20 protein-coding genes and 2 pseudogenes are annotated in these 26,125 nt (G+C 60.0%); 14 read left to right on the top strand and 8 right to left on the bottom strand.

The genetic code is table 11. From position 1 onward, the window contains the following. Window positions 1-81: 81 nt before the first annotated feature. From NMD1_RS14985 to NMD1_RS21255, 9 genes and pseudogenes are all read left to right on the top strand, one after another. Window positions 82-1,260 (top strand): lipid-transfer protein, encoded by a 1,179-nt coding sequence (locus NMD1_RS14985; RefSeq protein WP_233497667.1) that lies wholly within the window; start codon window positions 82-84, stop codon window positions 1,258-1,260. 1 nt (window position 1,261) lies between these two features. After that, complete coding sequence (locus NMD1_RS14980) at window positions 1,262-1,705, top strand: MaoC family dehydratase N-terminal domain-containing protein (protein ID WP_125955346.1); 444 nt, start codon at window positions 1,262-1,264, stop codon at window positions 1,703-1,705. Then, window positions 1,698-2,114 (top strand): MaoC/PaaZ C-terminal domain-containing protein, encoded by a 417-nt coding sequence (locus NMD1_RS14975; RefSeq protein WP_118074302.1) that lies wholly within the window; start codon window positions 1,698-1,700, stop codon window positions 2,112-2,114. The genes NMD1_RS14980 and NMD1_RS14975 overlap by 8 nt, the downstream gene beginning before the upstream one ends. Beyond that, window positions 2,111-3,628: an AMP-binding protein gene (locus NMD1_RS14970; RefSeq protein ID WP_125955345.1), complete on the top strand. Its 1,518-nt coding sequence runs from the start codon at window positions 2,111-2,113 to the stop codon at window positions 3,626-3,628. The genes NMD1_RS14975 and NMD1_RS14970 overlap by 4 nt, the downstream gene beginning before the upstream one ends. Window positions 3,629-3,898: 270 nt before the next feature. Then, window positions 3,899-4,975: a CaiB/BaiF CoA-transferase family protein gene (locus NMD1_RS14965; RefSeq protein WP_125955344.1), complete on the top strand. Its 1,077-nt coding sequence runs from the start codon at window positions 3,899-3,901 to the stop codon at window positions 4,973-4,975. 728 nt (window positions 4,976-5,703) lie between these two features. After that, on the top strand, window positions 5,704-6,975 hold the full coding sequence (locus NMD1_RS14955) for a D-amino acid dehydrogenase (protein ID WP_125955342.1): 1,272 nt from the start codon (window positions 5,704-5,706) through the stop codon (window positions 6,973-6,975). Between the two features lie 122 nt (window positions 6,976-7,097). After that, the gene (locus NMD1_RS21770; RefSeq protein ID WP_118074305.1) at window positions 7,098-7,469 is read left to right on the top strand and encodes a transposase; all 372 of its coding nucleotides are present in this window, start codon (window positions 7,098-7,100) and stop codon (window positions 7,467-7,469) included. Between the two features lie 56 nt (window positions 7,470-7,525). Further along, window positions 7,526-7,992: pseudogene (locus NMD1_RS14945) on the top strand (transposase). Between the two features lie 71 nt (window positions 7,993-8,063). Next, window positions 8,064-8,189, top strand: a complete 126-nt coding sequence (locus NMD1_RS21255) for a transposase domain-containing protein (protein ID WP_158453971.1) — start codon at window positions 8,064-8,066, stop codon at window positions 8,187-8,189. Window positions 8,190-8,785: 596 nt separating this feature from the next. On the opposite strand, the pseudogene NMD1_RS14935 reads toward NMD1_RS21255, so the two are convergent. The 3 genes and pseudogenes from NMD1_RS14935 to NMD1_RS14920 form a co-directional block, all read right to left on the bottom strand. Continuing rightward, a pseudogene (locus NMD1_RS14935) lies at window positions 8,786-9,519 on the bottom strand (IS5 family transposase). A 670-nt stretch (window positions 9,520-10,189) separates the two neighbouring features. Continuing rightward, complete coding sequence (locus NMD1_RS14925; protein ID WP_233497660.1) at window positions 10,190-11,599, bottom strand: aldehyde dehydrogenase family protein; 1,410 nt, start codon at window positions 11,597-11,599, stop codon at window positions 10,190-10,192. Window positions 11,600-11,611: 12 nt separating this feature from the next. Continuing rightward, window positions 11,612-12,718: an NAD(P)-dependent alcohol dehydrogenase gene (locus NMD1_RS14920; protein ID WP_118074307.1), complete on the bottom strand. Its 1,107-nt coding sequence runs from the start codon at window positions 12,716-12,718 to the stop codon at window positions 11,612-11,614. A gap of 175 nt (window positions 12,719-12,893) precedes the next feature. Between NMD1_RS14920 and NMD1_RS14915 the strand changes: the two genes are divergently transcribed. Beyond that, the gene (locus NMD1_RS14915; RefSeq protein WP_118074308.1) at window positions 12,894-14,060 is read left to right on the top strand and encodes an acetyl-CoA C-acetyltransferase; all 1,167 of its coding nucleotides are present in this window, start codon (window positions 12,894-12,896) and stop codon (window positions 14,058-14,060) included. A 342-nt stretch (window positions 14,061-14,402) separates the two neighbouring features. On the opposite strand, the gene NMD1_RS14910 is transcribed toward NMD1_RS14915, so the two are convergent. The 5 genes from NMD1_RS14910 to NMD1_RS14890 form a co-directional block, all read right to left on the bottom strand. Continuing rightward, entirely contained in the window at window positions 14,403-17,111 is a 2,709-nt protein-coding gene (locus NMD1_RS14910; protein WP_125955340.1) for a LuxR C-terminal-related transcriptional regulator, read from the bottom strand. A 108-nt stretch (window positions 17,112-17,219) separates the two neighbouring features. Beyond that, entirely contained in the window at window positions 17,220-18,098 is an 879-nt protein-coding gene (locus tag NMD1_RS14905) for a fatty acid desaturase (protein ID WP_118074310.1), read from the bottom strand. Between the two features lie 100 nt (window positions 18,099-18,198). Further along, entirely contained in the window at window positions 18,199-19,755 is a 1,557-nt protein-coding gene (locus NMD1_RS14900; protein ID WP_118074311.1) for a class I adenylate-forming enzyme family protein, read from the bottom strand. 39 nt (window positions 19,756-19,794) lie between these two features. Then, window positions 19,795-20,895: a CaiB/BaiF CoA-transferase family protein gene (locus NMD1_RS14895; protein WP_125955339.1), complete on the bottom strand. Its 1,101-nt coding sequence runs from the start codon at window positions 20,893-20,895 to the stop codon at window positions 19,795-19,797. Window positions 20,896-21,026: 131 nt separating this feature from the next. Beyond that, the gene (locus NMD1_RS14890; protein WP_125955468.1) at window positions 21,027-21,818 is read right to left on the bottom strand and encodes a crotonase/enoyl-CoA hydratase family protein; all 792 of its coding nucleotides are present in this window, start codon (window positions 21,816-21,818) and stop codon (window positions 21,027-21,029) included. A 60-nt stretch (window positions 21,819-21,878) separates the two neighbouring features. Here NMD1_RS14890 and NMD1_RS14885 point away from each other — a divergent pair, with 60 nt between their 5' ends. The 4 genes from NMD1_RS14885 to NMD1_RS14870 all read left to right on the top strand — a co-directional run bounded on the left by NMD1_RS14885 (window position 21,879) and on the right by NMD1_RS14870 (window position 26,098). Beyond that, window positions 21,879-22,814 (top strand): SDR family oxidoreductase, encoded by a 936-nt coding sequence (locus NMD1_RS14885; RefSeq protein ID WP_233497658.1) that lies wholly within the window; start codon window positions 21,879-21,881, stop codon window positions 22,812-22,814. Beyond that, window positions 22,811-23,242 carry a DUF4345 domain-containing protein gene (locus tag NMD1_RS14880; protein WP_125955338.1) on the top strand — a complete coding sequence of 144 codons (432 nt, stop codon included), beginning with the start codon at window positions 22,811-22,813 and terminating at the stop codon, window positions 23,240-23,242. Before NMD1_RS14885 ends, NMD1_RS14880 begins: the two co-directional genes overlap by 4 nt. Before the next feature lie 130 nt (window positions 23,243-23,372). Next, window positions 23,373-24,623, top strand: a complete 1,251-nt coding sequence (locus NMD1_RS14875; protein ID WP_199558138.1) for a Xaa-Pro peptidase family protein — start codon at window positions 23,373-23,375, stop codon at window positions 24,621-24,623. Window positions 24,624-24,760: 137 nt separating this feature from the next. Beyond that, the gene (locus NMD1_RS14870) at window positions 24,761-26,098 is read left to right on the top strand and encodes an aspartate aminotransferase family protein (protein WP_118074315.1); all 1,338 of its coding nucleotides are present in this window, start codon (window positions 24,761-24,763) and stop codon (window positions 26,096-26,098) included. Window positions 26,099-26,125 lie beyond the last annotated feature (27 nt).

The raw sequence follows: 26,125 nt of genomic DNA, 5'->3' as shown, positions 1-26,125 counted from the left end.
CTGCCGTGCGGCCACAAAAGGTGCTTGCATTTGACGACCGGTCGGTCAATAAATGTGCCGAAAGAACAGAGGAGAGTTCTCGTGTCGAAGGTTTACGTTGCCGGTGTCGCCATGGTCCCCTTCACCAAGCCTGGGCGAAGCGAAACATACAATCTGATGGGTGCTGAAGCGGTACGCGCGGCTCTTGCCGACGCGGGAATTGCCTATTCGAAGGTCGAACAGGCCTATGCCGGCTTTGTCTATGGCGATTCTACCTCGGGCCAGAAAGCGCTTTATTCGGTCGGTTTGACTGGCATTCCCATTATCAATGTCAACAATGCGTGCGCAACCGGCTCCACCGCGCTGTTCCTTGCGCGCCAGGCCGTGGAAAGCGGCGCGGTCGATGTGGCCTTGGCCGTTGGGTTTGAACAAATGATGCCCGGTGCGCTGGATGTAATGTTTACGGACCGGCCTTCGATCCTCGAAAACTACGTCAGGATTGCAGAGCAGGCACCAGGCGACGACAACACCAGGCCGCCTGCTGCTCGGTTGTTTGGCGGAGCCGGTGCCGAGTATCAACGGCGCACAGGCTTTGAGAGCCGAAGCTTTGCTCTCGTAGCGGAGAAAGCTCGCCGCCACGCCATCAACAATCCTCTCGCGATCTTCCGCGATCCGCTTACCGCCGATGAGATCATGGCCTCACCTACGATCTTTGGCCCTCTCACCCGTCTGCAGTGCTGCCCACCCACGTGCGGAGCGGCGGCTGCGATCATCGTTTCCGAGAAGTTCAAGCGAGCCAATCCGGGTCGCTATGTTGAGATCGCCGCGCAAGCTATGACTACAGACCCAGCGCAATCCTTCAGCGATGGCAGCCTGATCGATGCGGTCGGGTTCAACATGGCGCGCGACGCTGCCCTGCAGGTATACGACAAAGCAGGTATCGGCCCCCAGGATGTACCGGTGGTCGAGTTGCACGATTGCTTCACGACCAACGAGGTGCTCACTTACGAGGCTCTCGGGCTGGCGGCACCGGGAGAAGCGGAAAAGTTCATCCGCGACGGAGACAACACGTATGGCGGTCGGACTGTAACCAATCCTTCTGGCGGGCTGCTTTCCAAGGGACACCCGCTTGGTGCCACGGGCCTCGCGCAGTGTAGCGAGCTCGTCTGGCAATTGCGGGGCGATGCCGACAAACGTCAGGTTGCGGGAGCGAAGGTCGGGCTGCAACATAACCTCGGTTTAGGAGGCGCCTGCGTCGTTACCCTTTACAAGGCTGCTTGAGATGGTTGACCTGTCGGTAATCGGAAGAACATGGCCGAAACGAACGATTGTCGCCGAGGAAGGTGCCCTGCGGTTCTTCGCGAAGGCCACGGGCGAGACCAATCCGGTCTACAGCGACGTGTCCGCTGCCAAGGCTGCGGGACACCCCGGACTCCCCTTGCCCCCAACCTATTTGTTCACGCTCGATTTGCTTGCGCCATCTGAAACCTTCTGGCTCGATGACCTGAAGGTTCCCCTGGCTAAAGTGCTACATGCAGAACAAAGCTTTGAGTATCGGCGAATGGTCTATGCTGGCGAAGAGCTGACGATCGAAACGAAGATCAGCGATGCCTATGAAAGAAAGGGCGGACTGCTGGAATTCATTGTGCGCGACATGACCATCACCGATGCGAAGGGAAGCGAATGTGCGTTGCTCAAGACAACCCTGGTGGTGCGACATGGCTAATGGAACCGAAGCGATCGCAGTCGGCACCCGGGTGCCAGAGCGCGTACTGCCGCCGATTTCCCGCACTACCCTTGCATTATTCGCGGGAGCCTCAGGCGATCACAACCCAATTCATGTTGATATAGATTTCGCCAGGTCCGCCGGTATGCAAGACGTCTTTGCACACGGCATGCTGTCGATGGCCTATCTTGCGCAATTGCTTACCAGTTGGCTACCCCAAGCCCAGTTGCGTTCCTGGAAGGCCCGGTTTGTATCCATTACCCCTGTGGGAGCGGTCGTTTCCTGCAGCGGTGAGGTCGTCGAGTTGTTCGAAGTGGATAATGAGCGACGGGCTCGCCTGAAGATCCTGGCCACGATCGGCGGCGACGTGCAAACTCTGGCCGGCGAAGCGGAGGTCGTGCTTCTATGACTGCAACCGTCATAAGTGGATCAACCATGGTCACCGGTAGTACCATCGACCAGCGCGCTGCCAAGGTGGCGACTGGATTGGCCGAGATGGGTATTGGAGCTGGTGACACTGTTGCAATCCTGCTCCGCAACGATCCGGTTTTCTTCGAAATTTCGTTTGGAGCAAACCTTATTGGGGCAAATGTCGTACCAGTAAACTGGCACTTCCGCAGCGAGGAAGCCTTGTTCGTGGTTGGCGACAGTGGTGCAAAAGTGATTGTAGCTCACGAGGATCTCCTTCCTATTCTCGGCGACCGTTCGTCGCTTTCATTGCCGATCCTGGTCTGTCCTGTCCCACAAGAGGTCGCCAAAGCCTACGGCAGTCCGGTCTCGACAGTCGATGAATGGGCGAACTGGCGTGACAAGCATGCGGAATGGCGAGGCGAACCACAGATCACCCGCTTCGGAATGATTTACACGTCGGGAACCACAGGCAAACCAAAGGGTGTGAAACGAGAGCCAGCAGATGCTGAGATGGCCAGGCGCATGGCCGCGCTCATTTCGACGGCGCTCGGTCTTGTCCCTGGCCAGACAATCCGTACAGTCATAACTGGACCAATTTATCACGCCGCACCGAATACTTACGCATTGGTAGCGGGCCGGGTGGGTGAGTTGGTAGTAATGCAACCGCGTTTCGACGCGGAAGAGCTTCTAGCGCTCATCGAGCATCACCGGCTTACTCATGTCCACTTGGTTCCGACTATGTTCGTGCGCCTTCTGAAGCTTCCCGAGGAGGTGCGTTGGAAATACGATCTGTCATCGCTTCGGTTTGTGGCGCACGGTGCAGCGCCCTGCCCGCCTGAGATCAAACAAGCCATGATCGCATGGTGGGGGCCGATCATTCACGAATACTACGGCGGTAGCGAGACTGGTGGCGCCGTTTATCACAATTCCGAAGAAGCCTTGCGCAAACCCGGAACTGTCGGTCGTGCAATGGATGGCTGCGCGATCCGCATTCTCGACGACGAGGGCAATGAGATTCCGGCCGGGACTCCAGGTCATGTCTATATTCGTTCAACCAGTTTCCCGGACTTTACCTACCACGGTCGCGATGCTGACCGCCATGCAGTCGAGCAGGAAGGCTTCATCACGATAGGTGATATCGGGTTTCTCGATGAAGATGGTTATCTATTCCTCTGCGATCGGGCAAACGACATGATCATTTCGGGGGGGGTCAACATCTACCCAGCGGAGATCGAAGCCGTGCTGCTTTCACATCCGGGAATCGCCGACGCGGCCGTCTTCGGCGTACCCGACGCGGAGTTTGGAGAAGCTGTTTGCGCGGCGATTCAGCACGCCGACATTGGCGGACCCGATGCCTGGGAAGTTAGAGCCTTTGTCCGCAGCAAGCTCGCAGCTTTCAAGGCTCCTCGGCACGTGGAGTTCCACTCCACCCTGCCACGGGAAGACTCTGGCAAGATCCTGCGTCGGTTGCTGAAGGAACCACACTGGGCGGGAACCGGAAGGTCGATCTGATACTTGCGGACTGGGCTTTCATCGCAGTTGTCGGCGACAGCCAAGCGCAAGTTCAATAGGCTTGCACGACTTGCCCACAGAGGTGCTCCCCAGCATTCAATCGGTAACGCCTCTTCGGGACTTTTGGGCCGCCGGGCGATCTGGAGGCTCTCTGCCGCCAGGTCAGCAGACAACCGATACGGCTTCGACCTGCCGACCCGAGCTCACTTGTCTGATTGTAGTTCTGTGACCCAGCCGAAACATGCGTCATCATGAAGGAAGTGTGCATTCATGACATGTGATGGACCGCTCAAAGGCCTTCGCGTAATCGAATTTTCCGGAATCGGTCCTGCACCATTCGCAGCAATGCTGCTGGCCGACATGGGGGCTGATGTCATCAGAATCGATCGGCCAAACGCGCCAATTGAATATGTCTTGGCACGCGGCAAACGCTCAATCGCGCTAGACATGAAACAGGCAGCGGACCGCGAAATGGCCATTGAGCTGATCGGACAGGCAGAGATTCTGATTGAAGGATTTCGACCTGGCGTGATGGAACGCCTTGGGCTTGGTCCGGAGCCCATGCTCGCGACCAATTCCAAGCTGGTCTACGGACGTATGACAGGCTGGGGACAATATGGACCATTGGCGCAGGCCGCAGGCCATGACCTCAATTATATTGCGATCTCGGGAGCGCTTCATGCGATAGGATTGGCCGAGGGTCCGCCGCTTCCACCTTTGAACCTCGTGGGCGATTTCGGTGGTGGATCACTCTATCTCGTCATGGGCCTGCTCGCGGCGCTAAGCCACGCGAGGGCGACTGGACAAGGCCAGGTAGTCGATGCCGCAATGAGCGACGGAGCGAGTTCACTGATGGGTTTGTTCTACGGGCTCAAAGCCCGCGGCGAGTGGAACGATGCGCGATCTGCAAACTTTCTCGACGGAGCAGCGCCTTACTATCGCTGCTACCGTTGTGCCGATGGGGGTTGGGTATCCATTGCCGCAATCGAACCTCAATTCTGGGCGCAGCTTCGGGAGCGGGTTGGGCTTATCGACCCGCTCTTTGACCGTCGAGATGACACCGCATCGTGGCCGGAGATGTCTCAGGCTCTTGAAAATATCTTTGCGACGCGAACCCGAGACCAATGGTGTGATTTACTCGAAGGGAGCGACGCTTGCTTTGCACCCGTTCTGTCTTTGAGCGAAGCTCCATTGCATCCCCACAATCAGGCACGCGGCACTTTTACCTCTGACGCGCAAGCGGCTCCGGCACCTCGCTTCTCTGTAACACCCGCCCGCAACGGCGACGACCCGCCCCTCACTGATGCCGACCGTGAGGCCATCATACGGGACTGGCTACAAAGATAATACTTTTAAAAACCACAGTAGATTTCATACAGTTCGAAATAAAATTCGATATTCTTATCCCTAATAAGGCTTGAATAAATGCTATTATTACTGATATTATTCATTTCGCGATTGCACAATCCGGGCAGTTTATAATGTCCATACTGCAGCTTTATTTCCCTTAATCTCACCAATAATTATCGGAATATTGGGGGATTCCGGAGGAATTTCCAGCCAGCAACACATAAGATGTTATCGCCACCAATCTCTTCCAAATCCCGCGCTTGTGTTACTCTCTGTAGCGCCAAGCCCACAGGCTTTTCTAACGCAGGGCGCTCTATGCAGACTCTTTCAGGCCGCACTAGTGAGATTCGCACCGGCATCGGTGTCAGCTACGGCTCTACGCAAAGCACTGGCGACCCTTTTCACGTCGTCACCAAGCTCATGGGCTATTCCAATGACGGGCCTCACCACGTCTTTATCCATGTCGCGGATGGTATTAGCGGTCACGGCGGTCCAATGATCTGCCGCTTGTCGATAGCAAGCGTCAGGCTCTCGCTCGATTTGAGTGAAATACCCGGATCCCTTTTAAAATGCGAGCCCACGGTCGAATCGATCGGCCCAACCCAGAGCGTAGATAATGTCGCTGCGAATGCCGGCAAAATTTCCTACTTGCTCCAAGCCTGTGTCGGACTCCGGTATCCGAGCGTCCTTAGAGGCCCACCACTGGCCCAACAAAGTAGGACGGCATGAAAATCGCCATTCTCGGCAGCGGCGTTATCGGTGTGACATCTGCGTGGTACCTGGTTCAAGCCGGCCATGAAGTCATCGTCATCGACCGTCAGAGCGGCCCCGCTCTTGAAACGAGTTTTGGCAATGCCGGTGAGGTCTCGCCAGGCTATGCCGCCCCTTGGGCCGCGCCCGGCATACCGATCAAGGCGCTGCGTTGGTTATTCATGAAGCATGCGCCGCTGATCTTGCGTCCGCAACCCAATATGGCGATGCTGCGGTGGATTGCTGAAATGCTAGGAAACTGCACCCATAGTGCCTACGCGACCAACAAAAAACGAATGGTTCGACTCGCAGAATACAGCCGCGAGAAGCTGATCGAACTACGCCACGAAACCGGCATTACATATGACGAGCGCAGCCGGGGAACGCTGCAACTCTTTCGCGAACACGACCAGTTCGACGGGATCGCGAAGGACATCGCCGTGCTCAATTCGGATGGCGTTGCCTTCGAAGTGCTAGACCGACAGGGCTGCATCACCGCCGAACCAGGCCTTGCCTACAGCAGCGAGAGCATCGCGGGCGGTCTGCGCTTACCCAATGACGAGACGGGAGACTGCTTCAAATTTACCAATGCACTTGCCGATCTCGCGAAGGCAAAGGGCGTCACCTTTCTCACTGGTTGCACGATCCGTCGCCTCGCCACCGACATGGGTCGAATTACCCATGTCGAAACCGATAAGGACAATATCCGTGCCGACATCTATCTTGTCGCACTTGGCAGCTATTCGCCGTTGCTACTCTTGCCGCTCGGGCTACGTCTGCCGGTATATCCGGTGAAAGGCTATTCCACTACCATCCCAATTGTCGACGAAAGCCGCGCGCCAGTTTCGACTGTGATGGACGAGAGTTACAAGGTCGCTATAACGCGGTTGGGCGACCGTATCCGCGTCGGCGGCATGGCTGAGTTGTCAGGCTATTCTTCGAATCTGCCCCAAGCGCGGCGCAACACGCTAGACCTTTGCGTCGGCACGCTGTTTCCCAGTGCAGGCGACCTCAGACGTGCCAGCTTCTGGAGCGGCCTCCGGCCAATGACTCCGGACGGCACGCCGATCATCGGTCCGACCAAAATTCCAAATTTGTTCCTCAATACCGGCCACGGCACGCTTGGCTGGACGATGGCCTGTGGATCAGGGCAGATCATAGCCGACCTGATTAACGGCAAGCGCACCGCAATCCAAACCGACGACTTGGCTGTCAGCCGCTATCAGCGCGGTTTATCCCGGTCCTAGCTAGCTGCGGTCCCAGCCTTAGACTATCCCAATGGAACAAGCTCACCTTTGGTCCCACCCTATTGGGCGTCAAGCCGAGCGCCGAGTCTCAGCGCCCTGATTAGGTTGAGGTCGCTGGTGCTATGACGATGGCATGTGATGATGCTGGCGCTAGCCGGGTAGCGCGCCTCGACGTGTTCACCGGCTTGGGGCGGCGGTGCGATCGGCTGCCGGAGGTAAATGCGTCGATCGTGGCAGAGAGCCTCTCCGGGCAGGAGACCATCTGCTCGGTCGTGCGGCGCCATGGCATGAGCCCATCGCAGCTGTTCACCGGGCGTCGGCAACTCCGCAAGCAGATGGAGAGCCGGGGCGCATTTTTCCGGCACTCGTTTCTGCCGTGGTCGATACTGGTTCGGCCGCCAAGTCCGCGCCTGCGCCCAGTGGGCGAAGAGAGACCCACGCCCGAAGGTGAGAGCAGTGGAACTGGAGATCGCCGGCTTGGCGGTGAAGATTAGCCGCGGCGCCGATGCCGGAGTGATTGATGCGGCAATCGAAGCGCTAAGGCTACGCGATGATCGGGCCTGCTGCCGATGCGCGTGCTGAGCGCGCGCAGAAGCATATCTGGGAAGCTATTCCGGCATCTTGCAGGTCGGACGGGCACAGCGGCTACGCCGCGCTCGCCAGACTAAGCCAGCAACTCAGCCTCGCATTCTGCTGGTCGCACGTGATACGCAAGTTTTACGAAGTGGCTGACAGTTTGCCGGTCGCGACCGAGGTGCAGCGCCGCATCGCTATACTATACGAGCTTGATGACGAAGTTCGCGGCACCTCCGCCAGTAGCGACGCGCTATTCGCAGCGAGAAGGCCGGCATCATCGTCGATGAACGGCGCATCTCCTCCGAGGCGAGGCTCCGTCAGATCAGCGCCAAGAGCAAGTTCGCCGACACCATCCGCTACGCGCCGCCCCGCCGGACCGGACTGTCGCTGTTCCTGAATGAAGTCCGTGTCGAACTTGACTCTATTCCGTCGAGCGGCTGATCCGGCCGCTGGCCCTCAATCGTAAGAATGCACTCTTCGTAGGCTCCCACAAAGGCGGCAACAACTGGACTGTGATCGCCAAGCTCATTGAGAACTGCAAGATCTTGGGCGTAAACTCACACACTTGGTTGACTGAAACGCTCGCCAGGCTGGCCAGCGGCCATACAGCAAACGCCGTTGGTGAACTCATGACATAGACGGGCGCGGCGTGAGGAGAGCGCTTACGAGCGAGCGGCGGAGCTCGAAGGTTTGTCGGTCGACGAGGTGACGTTCTTCGGAAAAGTGATTGTGGCCGAAAGCCTGTACCTAAGCGACTTTCTGCGGCGACATCGTCTGTCGAAAGGGCAGCATAGCCCGCTGTCGTCGTCGGAACGGCGGGTGTAAGTTTTCCGCGCCGTAGTTAATGCTGACCGGCTTCGCGCAACTCCTCATTTCCCAGTCCTCGCGCAGGGGCAGAACGTAGGCAGTCGGTCATGACAACCTCGGCCTACCCCTGTTGCTTGAGACTCTTCATCATCAAGGTCAAACTAGGCGGCGTGGACAAATTCCACATCGCCACAGCTGGAGGCAAAAGCCGCCAGTTCGAGGAGGCGAGGTGAAGGAATATCGGCTATATTTCGAGCCGAGCCGACGCTGAAATGGCGGCTTTTGGTCCAGCCCCGAAGGGGTTGCCCTGAGACAGGCCCCGGCCGCGTTGCGCGGCCTTGAAAGAGGCCCGCTCTTCCTGCGGCCTCGCGCCTTGCCAGGGCCTGTCTCAGGGCAACTGTGGCGTTGCGGAATTTGTCCACGCCGCCTAGGTTTCGTGGACAAAGGGTATCCACTGTAGGGCCGCGACAAGATTGACGAAGCCGAGGTATGATTCTTGGGTTTTGTCGTAGCGGGTGGCAATTCGGCGCCAGTTCTTGAGCTTGTTGAACAGACGCTCCACGAGATTGCGCCAACGGTACTTCTCGCGGTCGTGTGGCACCGGGTTGCGTCGGTTGCTCTTGGCGGGAATGACGGCTTCGATGTCAGCTGCAGCCAGATCCTCCCGGATGGCATCGGCGTCATAGCCCTTGTCTGCGAGGAGGGCCTCGATCCTGTCGGCGATCATACGGAGCAAAGGCCCGAAGCCTTGAATATCGTGGCTTTGGCCAGGCGTCAGCACGAACCCGAGTGGGCGACCTTGGGCATCGCATCGCGCGTGGAGTTTGGCGCTGAATCCCCCTCGCGATCGGCCAAGAGCCTCGGCTTCCTGAGTCCCTTTTTTATGCCGACTGCACAATGATGTGCCCGGACCACAGTGCTATCGATCATGTCGGCGGTGACGTCTCGCCCCACCATCTCTGCGAGTGTCTCCAGCATCGCGTCAAACACGCCGGTCGAAACCCAGCGCCGGTAGCGCCGGAACACGCTGTTCCATTTGCCATATTCGTCAGGCAGGTGACGCCACTGCGAGCCTGTCCGGGCGATCCACATCATACCTTCGAAGTACCGCCGATTGTCCTGCGCTGGACGGCAACCGCGCCCTGTCTCAGGCGGCAGCAATTCCGAGATTATCGACCACTCGTCGTCCCTCAATCCAACCCGCTCGCCCAATGCCGCCTCCAAAAGACAGCCTTGAATCAAGCAGCGGGTCTGCTGTCAACCTTTGTCCACGAAACCTAATGATCGATGCTCGGGCTTGGCACTTTGCCTTGGCCACGGTCGACGACGAAATCTGTGAAGGCAATGAATCACTCGTCGAGCTTACTCGCGCTCTTCCAGGACTTGTAAATGCGGCCAATCGGTCGATGGCATCAAAGTTTCTCTAGTCACTGCTGCGCGATCTTGCGCGTTGCTGGCGAGACATTCTTCCTGCCGCGGGCGCCAAAGGCCCGCTTCCCCGTCCATGGCCTGACGGCGGGGTCTTGGACTCCCCAGAAGGGGGGGGGCTGACAATCCTGTCGCCGTCTTTAGGTCGCTCGGCGCGCAGCGCGAAGCGAGGTCTCGCGATGCATGCCGCATTTCATTGGCAATCTTGTGGCGGGGTTTGCCGACGGCTTCGCACGCATGGGCACGCACGCGAGCTAAGTTCTTGATAGCCGGTCTAACGGCAACAGGCTAAGAGCGAAGTTGGAGAAGTGCTGCGCGACGACCGTTGCAGCTGCATAGCAGATTTGCATACCGCCATCATCGCTGGTTCAAAGTGACGTAATTCCTACCAGATGTTGCTGATCTATTTTGTAACAAGGAAGGTCTTTGGATCGGTATAGGCCATCAATCCCTCGATCCCATTCTCCACCCCCATGCCCGATTGCTTGCGCCCGCCGAAGGCTGCGAAGGGTGACAGGGCGAGCCCCTCGTTGATCCAGACATTCCCAGTATCCATTCGTTCAGCGATCCGCATGGCGGCGTCCATGTCGGCGGACCAGACGGTTCCGGCCAGCCCCATGTCGGTGTTGTTGGCTTTGGCAATCGCATCTTCGACATCCGTAAAGCGCACGAGCGGCAAGATCGGCCCGAACTGTTCCTCCTGGACGATACGGCTGTCTTCGGGCGGATTGTCGACCAGCGTGACGGGAACAAAGAGGCCATCTCCCTCTGGCGCTTCCCCCTGGAGCAACTGGTAACCGTTCGCTTCGCAATCGGCGAGCAAGCCCTTGACGCGGTCGTACTGCGGCTTGTTCTGGATCGGCCCGAGCGCGGTGCCCTGCTGGCTGCCATCACCCATCGGCACAGCCAGCGCCAGCTTTGCCAGTTCATCGCGGAACGCATCGTAGATGTCATTGTGGACATAGGCCCGCTTGGTCGCGACGCAGACCTGCCCGCTGTTGGTGAAAGCCGACCAGAACAGCTTTTCCGCCGTTTCCGGGACGTTGACGTCCGGCATGACGATCGCCGCATCGTTGCCGCCCAGTTCCAGTGTCAACCGCTTCAGCGTCGATGCCGCGTTTGCCATCACCCTGCGTCCGGTCGCGGTCGAGCCGGTGAAGCTGACCTTGTCGAAGCCCGGATGCGACGTCATCAGCGGCCCCAGTGCATCGCCGCCGGTGATAATGTTGAGCACCCCGGCAGGCACGAAGTCTCGCACCAGTTCGCCAATCCGCAGCACGGTCATCGGCGTGAACGGCGAAGGCTTCAGGACCAGGGTATTGCCGGCCAGCAAGGCAGGCGCGATCTTCCAGATCGACAGCACGACCGGAAAATTCCACGGCGAAATCCCGGCCACCACCCCGATCGGGACATAGCGGGTGACCTGGCGGCGGCCCGGCCCGGCCTCGATCTCGCGGTCGGGCAGGGTCAGGCTGGCGGTTGCCTGACACCACTGCGCGGCGGCCATGACCTCGAACTGGGCCTGCTCCGCCGGCTTGCCCTGCTCGCGGGTGAGCATCGCAGCCAGTTCCGCGGCGTTGGCAGCGATAGTCTCGCCGATCCGGTTGACGATTGCCGCGCGGTCGGCCCAGGCCGTGTCACGCCAGGCGGGGAAGGCGCTGCGGGCCGCGGTGATGGCCGATTCAAGCTCTGCCGCTCCGGCATCTGGCACAGCGGCGAAGACCTGTCCGGTCGCCGGGTTGCACACATCGAGGCTGTTAGCGGACGATGCAGCCTTGCCGCCGATCGTCATGGTCAGGATGTCTTGGGTCACAGTCAGGTTCCTTCAAGCCGGGAGTTCAAGGATTACCTTGACGCATTTGCCGGAATGGCTGTCGGCAATCGCCTGGTTGATCTGGTCGAACGGGTAGATGGTCGAGAACCGCTCGATCGGTAGCTTTCCGGCAGCGTGCAGCGCGATCAGTTCGGGCAGGAAGGTATCGGGATCGCTGTCGCCTTCGATGATCCCCTTGATCGTGTAGCCATAGGTAATGGCCGGCACGATCGGCAGTGGCAGCGCCGCATCGAGGCTGCCGGGCACTCCGACCAGGCCCAACGCGCCGTGCGGCGCCAGCATGCCTAGCGCGGCGGAAATCGCCCCGACATTGCCGCTGGTGTCGACCACGTTGTTCGCGCCTTGCGGGAGGATGGCCCTGACCTGTTCGGCAGTGTCGCCCGTAGCCGGATCGATGGCATGGTCCGCGCCGAGTTCGAGCGCCAGTTGCCTCCTGGCCTCCTGCGGTTCGATCATGATGATCTTCGAACAGCCCGCGATCTTGCCGCCCAGCACGGCGCTGAGGCCCACGGCGCCGGCCCCGAGGACGACCAGGTTCGATCCGGCCTGCGCCTTTAGTGAGCGCAGCACCGCACCTACACCGGTCTGGATCCCGCAGCCAAGCGGCGCAAGGCTGGCAAGATCGGCCTCGTCTGGCAAGGCCACCACATTGCGTTCGTCGGCAATGGCGTGCGAGGCGAACGACGACTGCCCGAAGAACCGGGCCGAAACCTGCCCTGTATCATCGTGGGCGCACGAGCTCCCGTCAGCCCGGACGCAGGCAAAGTTAAGCGCGACGAATTCCTGGCAATAAGCTGGATCGCCGCTGTGGCACTGGCTGCACCGCCCGCATGAATTGAAAGTCAGCAGAACCTTCTGGCCGGGCCGGACCTTGGTCACCCCTTCGCCAACCGCTTCGACCACACCCGCGCCTTCGTGCCCGAGGATCAGGGGAAAGGGTGATCCCATCGCGCCAGAGGCGAAAACCATGTCCGTATGGCAGATGCCTACCGCGCGGATCCGGATGAGCACTTCGCCAGCGCGCGGCGGATCGAATTGCACTGTTTCGATTGAAAAAGGCTGGTTCGGTTCGCGCAAGATTGCTGCCGTGCCTTGCATCACCACTCTCCTGGAATTGTCGTCACGCCTACTTTTCCAGTTCGACCGGCGTTCGGCCCCATACTTTTGTTTTGGCCGAACGCGCAAGCATGGACCTATTCACTCCGTCGAATGCTGCTCCGCCGGGCCACCTGGTGCCGAGACCGGCGACGGCCAGCGCATGTGAGGGACTAGAATGACCGAAGCCTATATCGTTGACGCTGTCCGCACGGCTGGTGGCAAGCGAAACGGGAAGCTCGCCAATTGGCATCCCGCTGACCTCGCTGCCGAAATGTTCAACGCTCTGATCGACCGCAATGCTTCGCTTGATCCGAAGGCGATCGACGATGTCATTCTTGGCTGCGTCATGCAAGCCGGCGAACAGTGCTTTGCTTTTCCGCGCAATGCGATCCTTGCCTCGCGATTGCCTTCGACGACACCTGGGGTGGCGGTCGACCGCCAGTGCGGATCATCGCAGCAATCGCTGCAGTTTGCGGCGCAGGCCGTAATGTCTGGAACCCAGGATGTGGTGATCGCGGCAGGTGTCGAGAGCATGACCCGGGTGCCGATGTTCTCGAACTTCTCCCTGCACGAGAAGGAAGGGATAGGCACCGGCCCGCTGAGCCCGCGCGGCAAGGAACGCTACAACCGTACAACGCAGTTCAGCCAATTCGAAGGGGCCGAACTGCTCGCGCACAAGCATGGATTCAACCGAGAGGCGCTTGACCGCTTTGCGCTGGAAAGCCACCACAAGGCTGCGGCCGCCATCGAGTCTGGCGCATTCGACGACGAAATCGTGCCCATCGATGTAGGTGGTGAATTGCACAGAGTCGACGAAGGCGTACGGATGGATGCGACGCTTGAGGCAATCTCGTCAGTCAAACCTATGCGCGAAGGTGGTGTTGTTTCAGCTGCCAATGCCAGCCAGGTTTGCGACGGGGCGAGCGCCGCGCTGGTAGTAAGTCAGCGTGCACTCAAGGAGTTCAACCTGACCCCAATTGCGCGTATCCATAACCTGACAGTGACCGCGGGCGATCCAGTCATCATGTTGGAAGAGCCGGTTAATGCGACCCGCAAGGCCTTGCTGCGTACTGGCATGTCAATCGGCGACATCGACCTCTATGAAGTCAATGAAGCCTTTGCACAAGTGCCACTGACGTGGCTGAAGGAGATCGGCGGCGATCCCGAAAAACTCAACGTCAATGGCGGCGCCATAGCTCTCGGCCACCCGCTGGGAGCGTCGGGAACAAAGCTGATGGCGACCCTGATCAACGCGCTTCATGCGAGAGGCAAGCGCTGGGGGTTGCAGACAATGTGCGAGGCGGGAGGTGTCGCCAATGTAACCATCGTTGAGGCGCTCTGATTGATGCCAATGCCACTATCAGTCACCCTTATGATCGCGTCCTCCAGTGATGCCATTAAGCAAGGCGCCTCTCGTGGTAGCATTTGCCACCCCGCCATGTCGAATTCATCAGCTTCGCCTCTCACCTTCTCTCCTCCCTTTTCAGGGGAGAAGCGATCCTTCGATCGATGCAGGGGGCACTTCGGCCGGGATAGCGTTCATCCAGATACAGCCTGGATAAGCCTCATCACTCAGCGCATCATAATTAGCAGTGGTCTTTCGCGAAGCTCCTGTCATTAAGGCTTCGATATCACGATGATTGGGGTCGAGCTTAGCGTATTCACACTCGGCTCACTAACCGATCTACACCGAGGCAAGACCGAGCGAGCGAGCGCGATGGATTGCTGCGGTCCGGTTGTTCACGCCAAGCTTGCTGTATAGATTGTAAAGGTGCCACTTAACCGTGGCTTCCGACATGGCGAGCCGCCCGGCAATTTCGCGATTGCGCAAGCCTGCTAGCAGAAGTTCCACCATCAGCTTTTCCCGGGCGGTCAGCGGCTCGAGCGGAGCGTACATCTCGTCGTTGGGCTTGGCGATCTGACTTTCAAGACCGAGGCGCGCTTGCAAATTCTGCAAGAACCCAAGTTCGTTCATCTGTCCGCCGAGACTTTGTTCTAATCTGGCCAATGTCGCCGCTACCAGCGGACGGCAAAGCTGGGCATCGTCGAGGAAGATCTGGTTGAGCCCCCGGTCACGCGCAACCGCCACCGCGTCGAGGAAGGCACGGACCGCCTTCACGCTGTCACCCTGGTTGTAGTGGACCGCAGCCTTGAGGATCAACGCCTGAACCAACCGCAAGTTGCGCCCCCCGTGCCGCGCGGCGCTGATCAGGCCGGTCAGGATGCGCAGCGCCTCGTTCCAGGCCTGGTCCGCTATAGCCACCCGGGCCGAAACGATCTGGCGCAGTTCCTTGACGCTGGGCAGGTCGGGATCACCCTCGTCGGGCCGCCGTTCACCCAGTGGCTGGACTTCCGTGATGCCGCTTGCCTCCTCGATCGCCTCTTCGCTGCGACCGGCCCGAAACAGCAGCAGGACCCGCTCGTACCGCAAGGTAAAGGCGAGGCGCGGGGCATAGGCCTTGGCCAGGCCGGCCTCCATCTTGCGGGCCAAGGTCAGCGCGTCCGAAGCGCCAGCCCTGAGCGCGGTCACCCGCAGGCAGGCCGCGAGGCCAAAAGCGGCGGTTTCGCTGACCCCATGTTCGGCCAGCATGTGGAGGTTTTCATTCACCAGCGCTTCGGCACTGTCGATTTCGCCCAGATGATAATGGGCAGCTGCGGAAAGCAAAGCCAGGGTCGATGAGATGTTGCTTGGTGCCTTGGGAGTTTCAGACCAGCCCGCCCCCAGCGCTTCGAGCCGGGCGAGCACCTGGCGCGGTTCGCCCACGACCAGATCCATCGTCATCCCGATCCCGCAGACCCAGGCATTGCCATAGGCGCTGTCGCTGTCGGCAATCGCCCGTTGCGCCAGATCGAAAGCGCGCCTGGCGGCGGGAACATCAAGGAAGGCGAGCGACGAAAGCACTAGGCTGCAGGCAACGGTCGCGCGGTCGAACGGATCGGCACTTGGATTGCTGCTCAGCCAGTCGCTGGCCGCGCGCCGTGCCGAAAGCATGTCGTCCATGAAAGTCGCCGACAAGGTATCGAGCAGCCCGATCTGGTTCTGCAGGCCCGCATCAATTTCGCCCCCGCTACCGATCTGCGCATTGCGGTGAAGGCTTGCGACCAGGCTGGCGGCCTGGCGATAGCGGCGGGCGAAGAACATGGCCCAGGCTTGCCAGTAGAGCAGCGTCGAATCGTCTTCGATCATGCCCTTGGGAAAGCGCGACAACAGCTGCAGGAAGGTCGCAAGATCGCCGCGCACGGACACAAGTTCCGGCGCCAGCCTGGCAAGAAGCGACCGCGCCCGGCCGGCATCGCCCGAAAGCAGCGCCATATCGATCGCTTCGGCCAGCTGATCATTCGCCTCGTACCAGCGTCCGGCCGCGCTGCGCATCTCGGCCTGTTCCTGACGGGGCAAGCGATCGAACTGCGTCAGCAGGTACTGGCGGAAGATCGGATGATAGCGGAACCAGCCGCTGTCGCTTTCCAGTCTGACGATGAACAGGTTGTTGCGCTGCACCTGTTCGATCATCTGGGCGGCGTCGGCGCGGGGAGCAACCGCTTCACACAGCGCAAGGTTGAACTGTTCCAGAAAGCAGGTCGCCACCAGGAAATCCTGAACCTCGCGCGGCTGGCCGCGCAGGACTTCTTCCGAGAGATATTCGGCGACGTCGGCATCGCGTGAGGAAATCTCCTCAAGCAGGCGCTTGGTGTCGGCCCCTTCCTTCAGGGCGAGCAGGAACAAGCGGATGGCGACGGGCCACCCTTCGGTCCGCTCCAGCACGCCAGCCAGATCGGCGCCGCCGCCATCCGGCATGACCGTGCGGGCCAGCGTGCCAAGCTCGCTCTTGGTAAAGGCCAGGTCCCGGACGCGAAGTTCTGCGACCCGGCCGGCCAGCATCAGCTTGCGCGTGGCAAAGCCCGGCTTGACGCGCGAGGAGATCACCAGGTGCAGGTATGGCGATTCAGTCGCCAGCAGGGCTTCGATCAGCGCGTCGGTTTCCTGCGACTGCGCCAGATGATAGTTCTCGATGATGACGGTGAGATCGGCCTTGCGCCGATCGAGGCCAGCAGCGATCAGGCTGGCTGATAAGGCCCCGCTGGCTTCAAGGCCGAGGCTGTCGTCGGCGGCCAGACCGCCTTCAGCAGAACTCACGTCCATCAGGAATGCGGCAAGCTTGCGGGGTACCACGTCGGTGCGGTCGCAGTTGTACCAGTATGCGCCGCCCTTCGCCGCTCCAAGCGCCTCATGAAGCGAGGTCAGCAAGACAGTCTTGCCATAGCCAGCCGGGGCGACAGCTAGCACAAGATCCTTGGACTGAACGTCAAGAAGGAGCTGATCGATCAGGGCATCCCTGCGGATCAGGTCACCGCCCGACACCGGCGGCGCGGTTTTACCTCTGGGGTAATTCAAGCTGGCTACCCTGCGCTCCACATCCCGACCCTGATGGCGGATTATAGTCGCAGATGCACCCACCACCCATACTTTTGTATGGGTGGTGGGCAATGCGCTCCAGAGGATCTAGTGCCTCGCCAGTTCCTTCGTCCGCGGCGACAGCCCGAAGGTTGGCGGCATCAGCGGGTCTTTGGCCATGATCTCGTCGCCGCGCAGCTTCATGATCTTGATGTAGTTGTAGAACGGCGCGGTGGGATAGAGGTGGTGGATCAGGTGGTAATTGTGGTTGGCCATCAGCGGCGAGAGAATCCACTCCCCGCCCATCCGCAGCGCGGTCGCCTTGTATTCGTTTTCCTTGGCATAGGTCTCGAACGGCTGGTGGGTCAGGAAGCTGAACACCAGCACGAACAGGAAGGAACTGATCCGGGTCGGAATGAACCACAGCATCAGCAGTTCCAGCCCATAGCCCAGCCAAATGATCAGCGCGCAGGTCGCGAGGATGAAAGCAACATAGGCAAACAAGGCCGGGTACTTCCGGCGGGCAAAATCGCCGCCCTTCTGGAAGAACCACTTGGTATAATAGTAGTCGAAGTTGAGCCAGCGCAGCGGGAACCACAAATCCAGCTTGTGCGCGTAGCCATCCGGATCGCGCTCGGGATCATTGGCATATTTATGATGCGCCATGTGGATGTAGCGAGCCACGTCCATCGGCGCGAGCGGGGCGAAATAGACCAGGCCGATCCTGCCGAGCAGCTCATTGACGAACTTGTTCTTGCTCACCGCATTGTGCGAGGAATCATGGACAACGCTGAACAGGTAGTACGCGGTAACCCCGTTCACGATTGCACCCAGCCAGAGCGGAAACCCATGGGCGATGGCGGCGTACCAAACCCCGCCGATAATGCTGGTGCAAACGACGAACAGTGCCACGGTCGGCCATGCTACCTTGGGGCAGGACCGCAACGCATTGAACTGGGCAGCTGCATTCTGCGGTAACGTGGACATCAGACTCTCCTGGACCAAGTGTTTCCGCATCAATGCCTGCCCACGATGGGCAGCGCCTCGACGAAAGTTTGGCTTGTCGATTTTTCCGCGCGGCCTGGTCCTAGCCCACTGCCCTGTCCCGCCCCTTCCAGAAGGGTTCGCGCAGTTCGGTCTTCAGGATCTTTCCGGCTCCGGACAGCGGCAGGCTGGGCCTGACTTCCATGCTGCGCGGCACCTTGTATCCGGCGATCAAGGCCCGGCAATGGGCCTGGAGTGCCTCAAGTGACAGCTCACTACCTGGCCGCAAGACCAGGGCGACATGCACGGCTTCACCCATCTGCTCGTGGGGAATCCCGATCACCGCATTGGCGGCAACGGCGGGGTGGCTGGCGACGGCATTCTCGACCTCGGCGGAATAAATGTTCTCGCCGCCCGATATGATCATGTCCTTCGCCCGGTCGACGATGAAGACATAGCCCTCCTCGTCCATCCAGGCCATGTCGCCGGTATGCAGCCAGCCGCCGCGCAAGGTTTCGGCGGTTGCTTCGGGCATGTTGTAATAGCCCTGCATTACATTCGGCCCCTTGACGATGATTTCGCCAATCTCGCCGCGCGGAAGCTCGCGGTCGTCGGGATCGACAATCTGGAGATGGACATCGAAAGTCGATCGCCCGGCCGCGCGCAGCCGGTTCGGGCCATCATTGTCCACGACATGCTGGTGCCAGGGCAGCGCGCAGATGAAGGCCGCGCTCTCGGTCATGCCATAACCCTGAGTCAGGCGCACGTCCGGGAAGGCCGCCATGGTGCGCCGCAGCAGTGTTTCGGAGGCGGGTGACGCGCCGTAGAGGATGTTACACAGGCTCGACGTGTCGAAATTCCCGATCGCAGGGTGATCGACGATCGCCTGAAGCATGGCCGGAACCACCAGCGTGTCGGTGACCCCAAACCGCGCGACATGGTCGAGCACAGCATCGGGACTGAAGGCGGGGAGCATGACATGGGTGCAGCCGCGCAGGACCAGACAGGTGGTGAGCAGCATGTCGGCAAGGTGGAACATCGGTGCCACGTGCAGCCCGACTGCGCCCTCGTTGAACACGCCCTCGGCCAGCATCGACAGGCCGGATGAGCACAGATTGGCATGGCTCAGCATCACGCCCTTGGGCCGTCCGGTGGTGCCGCCGGTGTAGAAGATGCCCAGCAGGTCATCGCCGCCAGCCCCTGCGTTCTGCAAAGGCTCCGCCGCTGCAATCAGCGCGTCAAGGCCAGGAAGGTCATCCGATTCCTCGGTCCCGCCCATCAGGAAGATATGCTGCAGACCGGGGCATTGCTCCCGCAATGTGGGAACCAGCGCGGCATGATGCTGGTCGACCATCAGCGCCACACAGCCAGCATCATTGAGAGAATAGGCTATCTCGGCGGGGCTCCAGCGGAAGTTGACGGGCACGATCACGCCGCCTGCCCAAGCCGTCGCCAGATAGACCTCAAGGTAATGATCGCTGTTGAGTGCCAGCACCGCGATGCGCGCACCTTTGGCAAGGCTCCGGGATGCCAGGCAACCGGCCAGCCCGGTGACCCTCTCATAGAGCTCCGCGAAAGTCTGACTGCGGGCACGGCAGATCGTCGCCGTCACGTCCGGATGGTGCTGGACGGCTCTTTCGAGACCTTGTGTGAATTGCATGGGTTGCCTCCTTCCTGTCCGCCGGCCGTAAATGCACTACTACAGTGCGCGAGGCGCTGCTGCCTGCTTGTCCGATGCCCAATCAGCTATCATTGCCTCCGCTGCCCGGTCCTCGGGGATTGTCGCCCGGGTTCGTGAAAACCGCGGCGCGGGCGCAGGATGAGCAAACCCGTCGCGATCGACGTAGGTGCCACGGGACTTCATATGGGGATGCTGTCCAGCCTCGCGGAAATCAAGGACGGGGGCGAAGCACGCGTCGATACCTTCGATCTGGTTTGCCCATTCATCCCTGGACTTGGTGAGAAACTTAGCCGCGAACCATGCACAACGGTCCGGCCAATTTGTGGTGTCGTGTTGGTCCTTGACCCATTCGGCAGGTGCGCCAACTGCTGCAAGCAAATGCGAATAGAATTGCGGCTCGATGGCTCCGACCGCGATTTCCTTACCATCCTTGCAAAGATAGCAACGATAAAATGGGGCCGCGCCACCCAGCATGTTGGCCTCGCGATCAAGCGAGATTCGTCCGGAAGGCACCAGCCCTGCAAACATACTCATGATCGATGCGACACCATCGACTATCGCGGCATCCACCACCTGTCCAAGACCAGACCGCTCGCGCTCCCACAAGGCAGCCATGATGCCGAAAGCAAGGAACACGGATCCACCGCCAAAATCGCCGATCAGATTGAGGGGCACTGTCGCCGGTTCGCCCGGCTTCCCAACCGCAGCCAGCGCGCTCGTCAGCGCGAGATAGTTGATGTCATGGCCTGCCATACGCGCCAACGGCCCATCCTGACCCCAGCCGGTCATCCGCGCATAAATCAACCGCTTGTTCAGCGAACAGGCGTCGTTGGGACCAAGACCAAGCCGTTCCATCACACCGGGTCGGCTCCCCTCAATGGACACGTCCGCCTGAGCGATCAACTCGAGACTCTTAACCCGTCCAGCTTCCGACCGGATATCTAGGGTCAGGATTGCCCGCCCGCGATCTGCAACGGGATTGGGCTGATCGTTACCGTTAGGCCGATCAATACGCAGGACATCGGCTCCCAAATCTGCCAACAACATTGCACAGTGCGGACCTGGTCCGATGCTCGCAAATTCAACGACCCTCAGTCCAGCAAGGCGTCCGCTCGTCATGGCATAGCCCTTCCTGGCGAAGTCGCCGGCGCAATCGGGTTGAACTGATCAATCAGGACTTGATGATGAACCATCTTGCTAAGTCCAATACCTTCGGGGGTGGCCAAGGTAGTTTGAAATTGCGCATCCGCTTAATCGCGATAGACGGGCAGGCGCTTCTCTGCATAAGCCAGCAATGCCTCTCGGTGATTATGCGAAGCGAGAAGTCCTTGCTGCTCGGCAGCTTCGGCCAGGAGCAAGTCGGGGTCGGATGCTCCCGCGGTTGCTGCATTTGCCAGACGCTTTGCGGCTTTGACCGCGTCCGGGCTGGACGATGCAATTTCTTGCGCAAGTTCGCGGGCGGCCGTCAACGGGTCTGCCGCCATTCGGGTCGCCAAGCCAAGCTCCAACGCTTCCTCGCCCGAAACTATTTTCCCTGAGAACAGCAAGTCGCGCATCACATCCGTGCGGACGAGCTGACGTAGCAACACTGTGCCCGCCATGTCGGGGATCAGTCCCCATGCGATTTCCCGGATCGACAACCTGGCATCCGGCGCGACGATGCGGATATCCGCGCCCAAGGCCAGTTGCATTCCGCCGCCAAGCGCGTGCCCCTGGATCGCCGCGATGACCGGCACGGGTAATTCGCGCCATTGCATAGCGACATGCTGAAAAAGGTTTGCATCGCCATGGGTGCGCGCCGCCAGGTTTGACAGGATTTTTGTTCCGCCTTGGGCCAGCGCGTCAAGGTCAATTCCAACTGAAAAGCTGCGTCCGTTCCCGCTCAGGACCACTGCCCTCAAACCCTCTTTTGCCGCGAGCGTGTGACCGGCTTTGACGATCAGGTCGAAAGTCTCGAAGTCAAGTGCGTTGAGTTTCTCGGGGCGGTTGAGCCGAACTTCGGCGACCCCATCAAGAACAACCAGTTCAACCCGATCCGCCAATGTTCCGCTCCCGATGTAGCTTTCAGGCTTCACGCCAGCGCCGGATGCCTGTGGTAGCGATTGATCGAAGCGCGTCGAGTTCTGGCCAACCAAAAGTATGGTGTGGCTCCATCCGATCCTACCCTAGTCGGGGTCACAGTTCTGATGGGAAGCCCTCGACGCATGATCACCGACACATTCAATCCCGAGGTTCTGCGCAGCCAGGTGGCTTTCATTACGGGAGGCGGCAGCGGCATCAATCTGGCGATTGGCAAGGCGCTCGCCCGGTTGGGAGGCAACGTCGGCATTTGTGGGCGAACGGCCGAGCGGCTCGACGCGGGGCGGAAGGAACTTGAAGCGGCCGGTGCCAAGGTCTTCGCGGCGGTTGCCGACGTCCGCGATGACCTGGCCGTGCAAGCTGCCGTTGCGGCTTGTGGCGAGGCGCTGGGGCCGATCAGCTTCGCGGTGTGCGGGGCCGCCGGCAACTTTGTCGCGCCGGCCGAAGCCATTTCGCCCAAGGGCTTCCGCACCGTGGTCGATATCGACCTGCTCGGCGCATTCCACGCCGCACACGCCTGTTTCGAGCAGCTGCGGCAGACACGAGGGAGCCTGCTGTTTGTCTCGGGCGGGCAGTCCTATGTGCCCTTCGCCTATCAGGCCCATGTCGGCGCGGCCAAGGCCGGGATCGACAACCTCATGGCAAACCTCGCGCTTGAATGGGGGCGTTACGGGATCAGGGCGAACAGCATCGTGCCCGGACCGATCGAAGGCACCGAGGGCATGAACCGGTTGGGTGGGGACAACGCCGAAGCCATCTGGAAGGCGATGACGCCGCTTGGCCGGATGGGGACAATGGAAGATGTTGCCAATGTCGCGGCGTTCCTGGCCACGCCCCTCGCGTATTACATTTCAGGCGCGCGCATTGCCGTTGATGGCGGGCAGAACCTGACCGGTTCACACGTTTTCAACCGGGCAATTGGCGATGCGCTGGATGCAGCGAAGGGGGAAACGGCATGAACTTCGTAAAGATAACCACCGTCCTGCTCTCGTTGATTGCCTTGCTGACCGGAGCGATGGACGTGATCGTGGGAGTTGCCGGGCAAGCCAACATCGGTGTCGGCACAGCGGCAGTGGCTCCGTTCGATCCAGTGCTCGACAGCCAGGTCCGCTTCCTTGGCGCGGTCTGGCTTGGGCTCGGCGTGATCCAGCTGGTCTGCCTTGGTGACTCGCGCCGCTACGGTCTCATTCTCCAGCTTTGCTTCGCCTTCGTGGTGCTTGGCGGGATAGGACGGGCGCTGTCGCTGCTGCAGGCGGGTCATCCGTCGAGCGATATAGGCACCGCCTTCATCGCTGTCGCCTTGGCCATCGAACTCTTGCTGGTGCCACTTGCATGGCTGGCCTTCCGTCGCGGAACATTGGCCGCCGACGAGGGCTTCGTTCGATGACCAAATGGCAAGCAACCAACGGCAACAAAGAACGGAATGCTCGTCAACGCCATCAACGCCCGATCCAGAGGGAAATCGCTCTTTACCGCGCCAAAAACAAATGCGGAACATTGACTCAAAGGAAAAGGTCGTGAGCCGAGTTTTCAAAGACGCCCGCAAGGCAGCCTATTTCAATCCTGAGGGAGTCGATAAGCCGCTTCGCAGCCCCGTGCCTCTCGACACGCTCAGGGCTGCCCGCGCCTATCGCAAGCGGCGCTTGGTAGACCAGGTTATCAAGCATGATTGTGCGGCCATCCTGCTCTTCGATCCGGTCAACATTCGATATGCGCTGGATGTGTCGAACATGCAGCTGTGGGCGACGCACAACCCGTTCCACTATGCATTGGTCTTCGCTGATGGCCACGCGATTGATTTCGAGTATCCCGGTGCCGAGCATCTCGTGAACGGACTCGAGACAGTCGATGAGATCCGCAGCGCCAATCCGTTCTTCTATATGTATTCCGGTCCCTATCTTGAGGAACGGGCGGGGCAATGGGCTGCGGAAATCGCCTCGGCAGTGCGCGAGCGTGGTGGTGGCAACCTCAGGCTTGGCACCGACAAGCTCGAACTTCCGGGCGCCGATGCGCTGCGGCGGCAAGGGCTGACGTTGGTCGAAGGCCAGCAGATGACCGAGCAGGCCAGGCTGATCAAGAGCCTAGATGAAATCGAACTGATGCGCTGGACGATTCGAGTGTGCGAAGCAGGAATGGCGCGGATGTATGAGCACTCGCTCCCCGGCAAGACCGAGCAGGAAATCTGGGCGGAACTTCATTACGAGAATATCCGATCAGGTGGCGAATGGCTGGAAACGCGACTCCTGACTATCGGAGAGCGCACCAATCCTTGGTTTCAGGAATGTTCCGACCATGTCGGCAAGTTGGGGGATATGCTTGCTTTCGACACCGATATGATAGGACCCTATGGTTATTGCGCGGATCTTTCGCGATCCTGGACCATCGGCCACACACGGATGACCGATGAACAGAGCACGTTGTACAGCACCGCACTCGAACAATTGCTCCACAACACCAACTTGATCCATCCAGGCATGGAGTTCCGGGAGTATATGGAAAAGACTTGGCGAATTCCCGAACGCTTCATGGCCAACCGCTACTCCTGCGCATTGCACGGTGTCGGCATGGCTGATGAATATCCCGGCGTACCCTATGCTACCGACCCAGCCGACCTGTTGCCTGGCCGGTTTGAAGACGGCATGGTCTTTTGCGTTGAGAGCCTGATCGGCGAGCAGGGAGGACGTGAATGCGTCAAACTGGAAACCCAGGTTCTCGTGACACCCAACGGCACAGAACGGCTCGACAGTTTTCCATGGGAAACACGGTGAGCGGTCAGACTGCTCAGCTTTGCCCTGATTGCAGCCAATAGTATACCAACATGGGCACGGGATGGTGTGTTTGGTGATTTACATCGCGATAATTCGCAACTAGCAACTATTTTGGTATACTAGGACCAAGGGCAGCCATGGCAAACACCAACGCAGACTGGACGCATCGGGCAGCAAGAATATTGACTGGGCCACAGAGCAACCTCGCGCCCGCATTGCCGATCGCTCCCATTTTCGCACAGCGCGCGGCTGGCCACCGCATCTTCGATGTGGAGGGTCGAGATTATATCGACCTCGCCCTGACCATGGGGCCGCTGATATTCGGTCACGGACACCCCCAGTGGATCTCAGCCGTCGAGGCGCAGCTGCGAACGCTGCCCTCGCCCCTGCCCGGCCAGTTCTACTCCCCGCTCGAAGTTGAACTCGGCGAGCGGATGACCAGCGCGATCCCCTGCGCAGAACTGGTAAAGTATGGCCTGTCCGGTTCCGAAGTTGTCCAACTCGTGTTTCGTCTGGCCCGGGCCTTCACCAGCCGTCCCTATGTGCTCCGTTTCGACGGTCACTATCACGGCTGGATGGACAGTGTTCTCGGTGGATCAATCAACCCCGACCCAGACGCACCGCCACACCCAATCGATCTTCCGGGAACTGCGGGCGGCTTCAATACGTCTACCGAAGGTCGATCACCGGTGGCACTCCTCGACCAATACAAGATCAAATGGAACGATGCTGATGCTCTGGAAGCGGTACTGGAGCGATACGGCGACCAGATCGCTCTGGTACATATGGAACCGATCATGTGCAACTTCGGTGGTTGCCCGCCCCGCCCGGGCTATCTCGAAGCGGTTCGCAAGCTGTGCGACCGCTTCGGTGTTCTGCTGTGCTTCGACGAAGTGATTACCGGTTTCAGGGTCGATCTGGGCGGAGCGCAGAAAGTGTTCGGGGTCACTCCCGATCTGGCCACCTACGGCAAGGCGATTGCGGCCGGCCTGCCCTTCGCCGCCGTGGCCGGCCGCGCCGATGTCATGGAATTGCTCAGCGATCGCCGGGTCGTGGGAGCTGGCACGTTCAACTGCTTCCCGCTGGGCATGGCCGCCGCAATCGCAACCTTCGACCTGCTGGCCGAAGACGACGGAGCATGGTACCGCAATGTCGACCGCATCCAGGCCCGCTTCAGGGAGGGGCTGCGCGAAATGGCTGCCGCGCACGGCCACGACGACCTGTTCCTGCAAGGACCGCGCGGCCAGATCTACGTCGATTTCCTAAAGGCGGATGTTGCCTATTCCCCGACCGAACTGGAAGCCGCCGATGCAGCCCGACGCGCCGCCTTCCGCGTGATCTGCATGGAGGAAGGCCTGTCGATCGGCGCCGGCAGCCGGATCTACATTTCCGGGACAATGGCAGAGGATGACATCCGCGAAGCCCTTGCCCGCCTCGACAGGGTATTCGCACGCCTGCCCCGGCCGGCCGGCTGACTTTCCGGTTCCGAGCAGAGCGCAGCC

This window comes from Novosphingobium sp. MD-1 (assembly GCF_001014975.1).
Taxonomy (GTDB): Bacteria; Pseudomonadota; Alphaproteobacteria; order Sphingomonadales; family Sphingomonadaceae; genus Novosphingobium.
This window is presented reverse-complemented; position numbering and strand designations above follow the sequence as displayed.